Origin of the sequence: Ruminococcus sp. 5_1_39BFAA, assembly GCF_964240875.1 — a bacterium.
GTDB lineage: Bacteria > Bacillota > Clostridia > Lachnospirales > Lachnospiraceae > Blautia_A.
In genome coordinates this window covers 1-8,437 of the sequence record NZ_CAXSVO010000056.1, presented here as the reverse complement: position 1 = coordinate 8,437, position 8,437 = coordinate 1, and the positions used below count along the sequence as shown (strand labels likewise).

General features: G+C 38.9%; 7 protein-coding genes. 5 read left to right on the top strand and 2 right to left on the bottom strand.

All coding sequences use genetic code 11. The features are described from left to right. Positions 1 to 306: 306 nt before the first annotated feature. Complete coding sequence (locus ACESZH_RS23215; RefSeq protein ID WP_373219430.1) at positions 307 to 528, top strand: hypothetical protein; 222 nt, start codon at positions 307 to 309, stop codon at positions 526 to 528. A gap of 336 nt (positions 529 to 864) precedes the next feature. On the opposite strand, the gene ACESZH_RS23210 is transcribed toward ACESZH_RS23215, so the two are convergent. Next, entirely contained in the window at positions 865 to 3,798 is a 2,934-nt protein-coding gene (locus ACESZH_RS23210) for a metallophosphoesterase (protein ID WP_373219428.1), read from the bottom strand. A gap of 317 nt (positions 3,799 to 4,115) precedes the next feature. Further along, the gene (locus ACESZH_RS23205) at positions 4,116 to 4,979 is read right to left on the bottom strand and encodes a hypothetical protein (protein ID WP_373219426.1); all 864 of its coding nucleotides are present in this window, start codon (positions 4,977 to 4,979) and stop codon (positions 4,116 to 4,118) included. A 403-nt stretch (positions 4,980 to 5,382) separates the two neighbouring features. Between ACESZH_RS23205 and ACESZH_RS23200 the strand changes: the two genes are divergently transcribed. The 4 genes from ACESZH_RS23200 (at position 5,383) to ACESZH_RS23185 (ending at position 8,109) form a co-directional block, all read left to right on the top strand. Continuing rightward, positions 5,383 to 5,790, top strand: a complete 408-nt coding sequence (locus ACESZH_RS23200) for a transposase (protein ID WP_373219424.1) — start codon at positions 5,383 to 5,385, stop codon at positions 5,788 to 5,790. Further along, complete coding sequence (tnpB, locus tag ACESZH_RS23195; protein ID WP_373219422.1) at positions 5,790 to 6,137, top strand: IS66 family insertion sequence element accessory protein TnpB; 348 nt, start codon at positions 5,790 to 5,792, stop codon at positions 6,135 to 6,137. The genes ACESZH_RS23200 and tnpB overlap by 1 nt, the downstream gene beginning before the upstream one ends. A 319-nt stretch (positions 6,138 to 6,456) precedes the next feature. Next, entirely contained in the window at positions 6,457 to 6,801 is a 345-nt protein-coding gene (locus ACESZH_RS23190; RefSeq protein ID WP_373219420.1) for a hypothetical protein, read from the top strand. 27 nt (positions 6,802 to 6,828) lie between these two features. Beyond that, positions 6,829 to 8,109 (top strand): IS66 family transposase, encoded by a 1,281-nt coding sequence (locus ACESZH_RS23185; protein WP_373219432.1) that lies wholly within the window; start codon positions 6,829 to 6,831, stop codon positions 8,107 to 8,109. Positions 8,110 to 8,437: the final 328 nt, after the last annotated feature.

Genomic DNA, 8,437 nt, shown 5'->3' with positions numbered 1-8,437 from the left:
AAGACAGAAAACTGAGCAACCTGTTGACAAGCGATGAAATCACATCAGCGACAGCTCATGAAATCGCTAACAATTAGCATTGCCATACATTCCAGCACCACAGAGAGCACTTCAAAATAGTAGATAAATATGCTCATGGTTGAGACTATGATATGATACTCCCGCTTTCTATCGTTTCTGATGTGGCAGTTCCCGATTCTCTTCTGAAATGATTCCTTCATGGATACCATCGTTCAGCGTATATTCCTCCTGCTTCACAATTCAAGAAAGAAATCTTAACTTAAATGACCAAAAGGAAGAAATAACATGTCTGATAAATATTTTACTATTAATATTCGGGCATATTTGGATAAAGACGAACTGACTTATATCGGAGAGGAAATTCTTTACGATTTACTCTCCGATTTTTCATGTCCAAAAAACCCTTATGTTGAATATTTTTCTCCTGCAGTTAAATCGCTTTCAGTCCGTGCCGCATATATCAGCAAAACCATGGAAAAAACTTGCCCGTGTCAGCATTCTGGATGAAGAAACACAGTCTTATACTACAGCAGCATATTTGATTGCCCAATTAGGAAAAAACTACTACCATTCCTGTACATGATGGTAAACCGCATACTTTACATCAACGTTTAAAATTTATTTAATTATGCAAAAAGAAAACACTCCATTTGGTTCTGCACGGAAACTTGCTAAATTGGGGTGAGTAGATAAGTCTTTTACGGGGCTTACCCTAGGTCAAAACTTGGCGCGGCAGCAAAAAGCCTTTACCCCTCAAACATTGAGGGGCAGGGAAACTGAGATACCGAAAGCATTTTTCATGCCATCAATTTAACATTGAACTGCAGCCATCCAAAATAACAACTACACTTCATTCCTTTTATATAACAGAATCCATTCACCTTGATATTCGTCATCTTCCGAAGTTCCTTGTTCATCCATTTTTTCTGGAGATATGGTTGAAACTTTACCAGCACCATCCGTATGAGAATAGTATTCTCCATCCCAGCCATTGTAAGTATACGAGTCACTTATAACCATTTGTGAACTATTTGGAAGTAATTCATAATACTCTATCTGAGAATTATATGCTCCGCCAGAACCTATATTTTTTATACGTTTATCTTTACAAATATAATATCTATTTCGATAAGCAACGCTAGTAGCATTGTCGATCACTCTGACAACCTTATCATCCTCAATCGTAAATATATCAAGAATAGTCTTTGCATCGTATTCAGAATCAATGGCAATAACTAATTCAAATATGCCGTCATCAGCTAAATCAATATACTGGTAATAAATCTCACATGAGTCCTGATTATAATAATTGCTTGCTCCTTCATTTACAAAACCACTTTTTTTTATCAGTTCCCATTGAAATTTTGCCTTTGCATTATCGTAATACTGTCTCAATACTTCTCCATACAAACCATGAGACTCATAATCAGGTGGATCGATATCTACATATGATTTTTCAATAATATCTTCTGTATCACGATCTAAATCAGATTTTATTTCTGTCCTAAAATCATAACAGATATCCGCGCTCAAATTTGCGTTCTTATCACCCTGGGTATTTTTGCTTACTCCGCTAACAATAGTCTCCAGATTATAAGCGATACTTTCTTGGATTGTCTCATCCTGATTATAGTAATAACTTTCAATGTCATTACGCGAAAGATATCTTACTACATCTGAATACTGATTCAGCGCTCCATTTTTGTAAATTGGGACAAAAATCTTCTCATTAAATTCCCCGGTCTCGATCGGCTTTTCTCCTGCAACATCAATTACAGCATGAAAGGTTATCTCACAAGACTCTGTCGGAAGCAAAATAACTTGCACGTTCTTTACTGTATTCTTGTCAATGTTATAATTCATATTTAATAAATAATTCCTTGACTCTTCAGTGCCAATGTCAAAAATAACCGGATGCTCAACCGGAATATCATATTCTTCCCCCGACTTCCTTTCGAGACATGCCTGAGTAGAACTAGTTGCGTATAAACGACCAAGTTCATATTCATATAATTGTCCTGAATATTTATCCTTAACTGTTGCTGTTATATAAATTCCTGTATTTTCCGAATGTTCTTTTAACCAATTCAGCAATTCCGTACAGGAGATATTATATTTTCCAATTCTAAATATTTCACCAGCTTCCAGTGATTCTAAATATCCAAAAAACTTTGCATGAAATACTTTATCCAATATTTCTTTATCCAAAAATTCTACAACTCCGGTTTTTTCGTTGTAGAATTTAAAACTTAGCTGTACTGTACCGTCAAATTCTTCCTTGCCGTCATTGATCAAATAGACTTGTAACTGATTATTATACATATATGCTGAGACAACTGGATTGGCTTCTTTTATTGCTTTTATCTCATCAATGACTAATGTAACATCAGACACAGCCACCGCACGATCACCTTTATTTTCTACGGCTACCTTCAATGAACATCCTTTATCAAAACTATTTTCTGCATATGCTTTTTCAACTTCTCTGTCTTTAAGAATGCTTTTTATATATGTGCTGCTGTCCGCCATACTCAGGGTTGTTACGTCTTCATATAGAAATTCAATGCTGCTTTTTTCTTCAGCATTTTCCATCATTTCTACGATGTCAGATTGCTCTGTATTTTCCTGCTTTTTTTCTCTTTGCTTGAAATAGTATATAGGGACAGAAACCACAACAATTACAAATAGTGTTCCAATGATTCTGAGAAGAATTTTGTTTTTTTCAGTAAATTTATCTCTATGAGGTGAAATATTTAAAGGTAACATTCCAGTGAAATTGCTGAAATGATTTGGTATTGAATCACGGATGCGTTTTGTAAGCACCTCTTCGTATTTCCATCCATCATTTTCCGAATCATAACTATGGGCTTCCACGTGAGTTATGTGTGATTCTTGGAAAGTCCCAATGAGAAAGCTTACCTGTGTCCCCTTCTCTTGAACCATGCTTCCAACTGATATACATGGAATATCATCAATTTTTTCATAGTTCGTATTATGCGTGTCCCCGCAAAGCCACAAAACAAATGATGTGCTGTCGTTCAGTTTATTTCTTAATTTTGTTAATTCGTAGCTGGAAAGATGCTCCATCGGGTTATGCGCTAAAATAATAAGCGGTTTCCCAGCAGCCTGGTCTACTGCTTTATAGAAATCATCCAATCCAATAATCAAATTATGCCTGTCACACTCACGCCCACTGGCAATAGCTGTGTTAAGATATATTATGCCATATTCTCCATAATCTCTATAGCGATGTATTTCCCCCGAAGCGAAGTTGCCCCATATTTCATTATGTAGCAGAGATGCGCATTTTTCAAAGAAGTTAAAACGTGAGCGAAGATATTCTAATGACGGATGTCCATCCACCATACCTAAGAACTGCCCCTTATGACAATCATAGTTCTGGTATATTTTGTTAAGTTTTTTAGTTGCTTTCAGTTTTTGTTGTTTTCTTTCTTTATTATCGGTAGTATAGGGATATCTATCCAGATCATGGTTTCCCGGGACAATATGAATGTGCTTATCGAGATTTCCATCGTCTTTTATACCTACACATTTGGCGATATATCTCAAAAAATCAACAGCATTCCGGGCAACTTGATCCATATCCCTTCCGGCCTGTTTTTGTGCATGACGAAAATCACCTGTAAAGAACATCTCATCAATATCTGTAATATTCTTGTCTTGAACATAAGTCTCAAATTTCCGACGCAAACTATTGGTTGATGCTCCTTCTGTAGCAGGATCAAAATGTATATCCGATATATGCAAAAATTTCATAAAAACTCTTCTCCGTCTTGATTGTATGTTCAATTGGTTTACAAGATGCTTTTTTACAAAAAATCAGTATTCTACCGAATTTTGGCAATGATTTTACCATTCTACCTGATGAATATCAACAAACCAATACAATAAAGTTCATTTTCGTCACCTCTACCAGTACCATATTCTTTAGCAATACAATTGGCATCGCAAGAATTAAAACAATTGCTCCTCAAAAAAGTGCTATGTCATAAACACTATCCAAGTCATAACATAAAGGGAGATTTTAAGACCTTCTCTTATTATGCGATTTTCTCCGTCTAATGCAAATTGCATCACCCTGCATATGTTACATTTGAAAACTGTTTATTACTTTCACCGGGATATCCTTTAGCTGCTTTTATCCAACCATATTTGCCTTTATACTTAACCCTTACAAGCATACTTTTTCCGTTGCAATAGCATTTGTCCACCTGAACGGCAGTTCCCTTTTTAACTGTAAACGCCTTAGTTTTTGCATTTGTCGCAGTATATGCCGTCAGCTTCTTATTGGCATAAAAAATCCTTGTATCTTTTCCATATGAATATATCCCGTCAAACTTAGTAACATTACTTGTCCGTTTCAACGTTCCATTCTTATATGTGTAATTATATTTCACAGAACACGGTCCAAGGACATAAGACATAATATAATACTCCGTCGTTATCTTATTTCCGTTTATGGAAATCACATCTCCGCTAAGGTGTGAGCCATAACCTTGGAATAAGGTTTGAAAATTAATTATCTGCTTCAACTTTCCGCTCTTGTATTGGAACACTCCGCAAACTGGTCCATCACCGTTTTCGGCCTGTGCATATAGAAATAAAAACGGTTTACCGTTTTTTAATGTATATAATCGAATATCCACTTCATTATAGGGTGAATTTGCGTAAAAATACTTATTATTAAAGGAATAAGCTGTCTTCCCATTAATAACAACAGCTAAAGAATTATAGTACCCGTATGTAGAATGTTTTGAAATTTTTATTTTTAATGTATCATTTTTTCTATCACCCGTAATGTCATATTTTTTGTATGTCTTATTGGTTTTCAATTTGACAACCTGAGGGTTTGCCGCCTTAACACTATGCGGATTACCAATGAATAATACTGAAAAAAACATTAAAACCAAAATCATGTAAAGCTTATTCTTTTTCATATAATTTGCTCCTTCCTTAATAGATTCACTCTTGGTGAATGTTTTTCAAAACTACCACAAGTAATTTCTCTTTGATTATATTACGTCACATAATAGAAAATATTTACATTTGTATAAAAAGACATTTACAAAAACTACAAATACTATTTGCAACTCATCCTGTATATGCCGGATAGACAATACGCTCTGCACGCTTAAACTGTACCTGCAATTTGCGCCGGGCGACGACCACCCGGCGGAACCTAACGGCCACCCATATCGTATGCGCTTTATGTCCCCACGCATTAACAAGTAACAGTTAATCCTTCATAATAAACAGTATAAAAATGCGAGCACTTTCTCCATCTTTTTTGCTGGATGATTCAAATGCGAGCATTTCACTACAATTATGGAGGTATCCTTTATGTCACACAAAGCCCAGCGCAGATCCGCTGCAGAGCAATACGAATTAATCATGGAATGCCGGTCCAGTGGTATGTCCGACCATCAATGGTGTGTTGCACACGATATCAATCCAGGTACTTTTTACAACTGGGTAAAGAGACTCCGTCAGAAAGGCGGTTATGAAATACCTCAGCCAGCTGACAGCAGTTCTTTTTCTCCAGCGCCAAAGCAGGATGTTGTAAAAATGGAGATCCTACCTGAAATTTGTATGCCGGAACAGCCGGGTGTTGAACCAGTATCTATGTACAAAGCTACCGTTCAGACTGCACCTATCGAGATATCCTTTGGAAATCTTAAGATCAGTCTGACAAATGACGTCGACCCGTGTCTGTTGTCCCGGATCTTCTCTGCTTTAGGGGGATCCTGATGCTTGGCGATATTACATTAGCGGATGAAATCTTCATCGTCTGTTCGGCCACAGATATGAGAAAGTCCATCGATGGTCTCTGCACCATTATCCGTGACCAGCTTCAGATCGAACCAGACTCCAAAAGAGCACTTTATCTGTTCTGCGGAAAGCGGCGCGACAGGATCAAAGTCCTCATCAAAGAACCCGATGGGTGGGTGCTGCTTTATAAAAGGCTGGATCGATACAACGGCAGATACAGCTGGCCGAAAAGTAAGAATGAAGTAAAGCCGATCACCTGGAAGCAGTTCAACTGGCTTATGTCAGGACTTGATATCGAACAGCCCAAAGCGATCAGGAATTCCTGATCTTTTGTGAAAAACAGAGAAAATATTTTTTTCTGTTTTTCACCCATGTGTATAGTTTAACTGTGAAAGATCATTTTCCAAATAAAAAGTGGATAAGCCTTCCGAACAGTCTTCCAGTTCCATCCCCAAAGCAGGGGATCGGCTTGTTTTCTGGAAAAAAAGACCTTATATAATAACTGGGTATCCACCAACACCGCCATATACCCGGTTTCGGCAAAAAAGTTATCCACCGTCAAAAATACCATGGCGCTTTTGAGGACATTCGCTTTTTTCTCTTTTTTCTGATACAATAAAGCTGTCAAAAACAGGGGGAATAACGATGTCTGCAGCAACTGATATCCGGCTTGCCGAATTGAAAGATACCATCACCCAACTGAATACTACGATCCAGGATCAGTCTGAGCTGATCGTTTCTTTCAAGGAAATGATCCAAGAGCTTAAGAACAGTATCGACAAAAAAGATCAGACGATATCGGATCTTGAGGCCCAGCTGTCTTATTTTAAGCAGAAGCTTTTCAGCTCTGTCAGTGAGCCAAGCCGCACGGTTATGGAAGGCCAGTTGGATCTTTTTCATCTTCCTCCTTCAGATGAAGAAGAGGATCCTGAAAAACCGGCAGAAGTTGTAGAGCCGGAATTCGTAGATGTGGCAGCTCATAAAAGATAGTGCAAAAGCAAGCCCAGCTACGAAGAACTGTTTGAAAATCTTCCGACGGAAACCGTGTATGTAGATACCCTTACAGAAGAACAGAAGACCTGTATGGCATGTGGAACTGCTATGGTGCCCATCGGACATGAAGTACTCAGGAGTAAACTGCGCTATGCAGAACCAAAACTGGAACGGATCCAGTATGTAGGAACTACCTGGGCCTGCCCGAAATGCAAAGAGACAGAGGACAGTGAATTCGTAAAAGATAAAGGTGCACCGCCTGCCTTGATCAAGGGCAGTTATGTTTCATCCGGACTGGCTGCACATGTCATGTACGCCAAGTATGTCCTCGGAATGCCTCTTTACCGCCTGGAAAAAGATTTTGAACGGCTCGGAGCGAAGATCAGCCGCAGTGCAATGGCCAGCTGGATCATCGAATGTTCCCTGAAGTATCTTGTGCCAATGTATAGTCACTTTAAAAAGAAACTTCTGAAACGTGATTATTTAATGGCTGATGAAACAGTTCTTCAGGTCCTGCATGGACCCAAACGGCGCGCACAGAGCAAGTCTTATGTCTGGCTTGTAAGGACTGGAGAAGACGGAGGGATTCCTATCATCCTGTACCATTACACGCCGACAAGGGCAAAATCCAACATCGCTGAATTTTTGAAAGAAAAGGATTCAAAGTTCTATCTGATGGTTGATGGCTATAAAGGCTATAACAATCTGCCAAATGCAGTCCGCTGTTGCTGCTATGCGCATTTGAGAAGGTATTTCTACAATGCGATACCGGCAGGACACAAGTCTGATCTTACAGAGCCTGCTGTTCAAGGAGTGATGTACTGCGATAAGCTGTTCCAGTATGAAAAAACATACAAGGAGAAAGGTTATTCCGCAGAACGGATCCGAAAACGCCGGGAGAAAGATCAGCGGCCAGTGATCGAAGCATTTTTAAAGTGGGCAGAGCAGCAGAGACCGAAAAATGGCGACCGCCTGATCAAAGCGCTGACTTATCTGCAGAGCTGCCGGCCATATATGATGAACTACCTTCTTGATGGGAACTGCAGTCTCAGTAACAACCTCAGTGAACGAAACATCAAAACCGTAGTTCTGGGAAGGAAAGCCTGGCTGTTCAGTGATACACAGGATGGAGCCAATGCCAGCATGCAGGTTTTCACGATCGCAGAAACCGCAAAGGCAAACGGCCTGGATCCTCAAAAATATATCAAATATCTTCTGGATCAGCGTCTGAACTCAGAAATGTCAGATGAAGAACTAGCAGAACATGCTCCATGGAATCCGAAAATCCAGAAGATCTGTAAATAAAAAGTATAGTAAAGTACTGTCAATCCCTGGCATCTAGCAAGATGCCAGGGTTATGCTAGTTGGGACGCCCCAACTCATAGCGCTTACGATTTTCCCCTTAAACTCAGGGATTTTCACCTTGAAATCGTAGTACATAAGTAAGCGCTCAATTTTCAGCCGTTGATAGAAAAATACCCGGCTACTTTTCAGTAGCCGGAGCACCTTGACAATTCACATATGATTAATTCCCGTCACTTGCACGGCGTTTGATTGTAAGCGCAAAATATTGCTACGCTACCCATGAATCACGCTTGCACCAAAATGATAGATGCAAGCGTTTTACTCTATT

Excerpts from the sequence above, each read along its gene's own strand:
- ACESZH_RS23215 (WP_373219430.1), top strand. The coding sequence starts at position 307 with ATGTCTGATAAATATTTTACTATTAATATTCGGGCATATTTGGATAAA.
- ACESZH_RS23210 (WP_373219428.1), bottom strand. The coding sequence starts at position 3,798 with ATGAAATTTTTGCATATATCGGATATACATTTTGATCCTGCTACAGAA.
- ACESZH_RS23205 (WP_373219426.1), bottom strand. The coding sequence starts at position 4,979 with ATGAAAAAGAATAAGCTTTACATGATTTTGGTTTTAATGTTTTTTTCA.
- ACESZH_RS23200 (WP_373219424.1), top strand. The coding sequence starts at position 5,383 with ATGTCACACAAAGCCCAGCGCAGATCCGCTGCAGAGCAATACGAATTA.
- tnpB (WP_373219422.1), top strand. The coding sequence starts at position 5,790 with ATGCTTGGCGATATTACATTAGCGGATGAAATCTTCATCGTCTGTTCG.
- ACESZH_RS23190 (WP_373219420.1), top strand. The coding sequence starts at position 6,457 with ATGTCTGCAGCAACTGATATCCGGCTTGCCGAATTGAAAGATACCATC.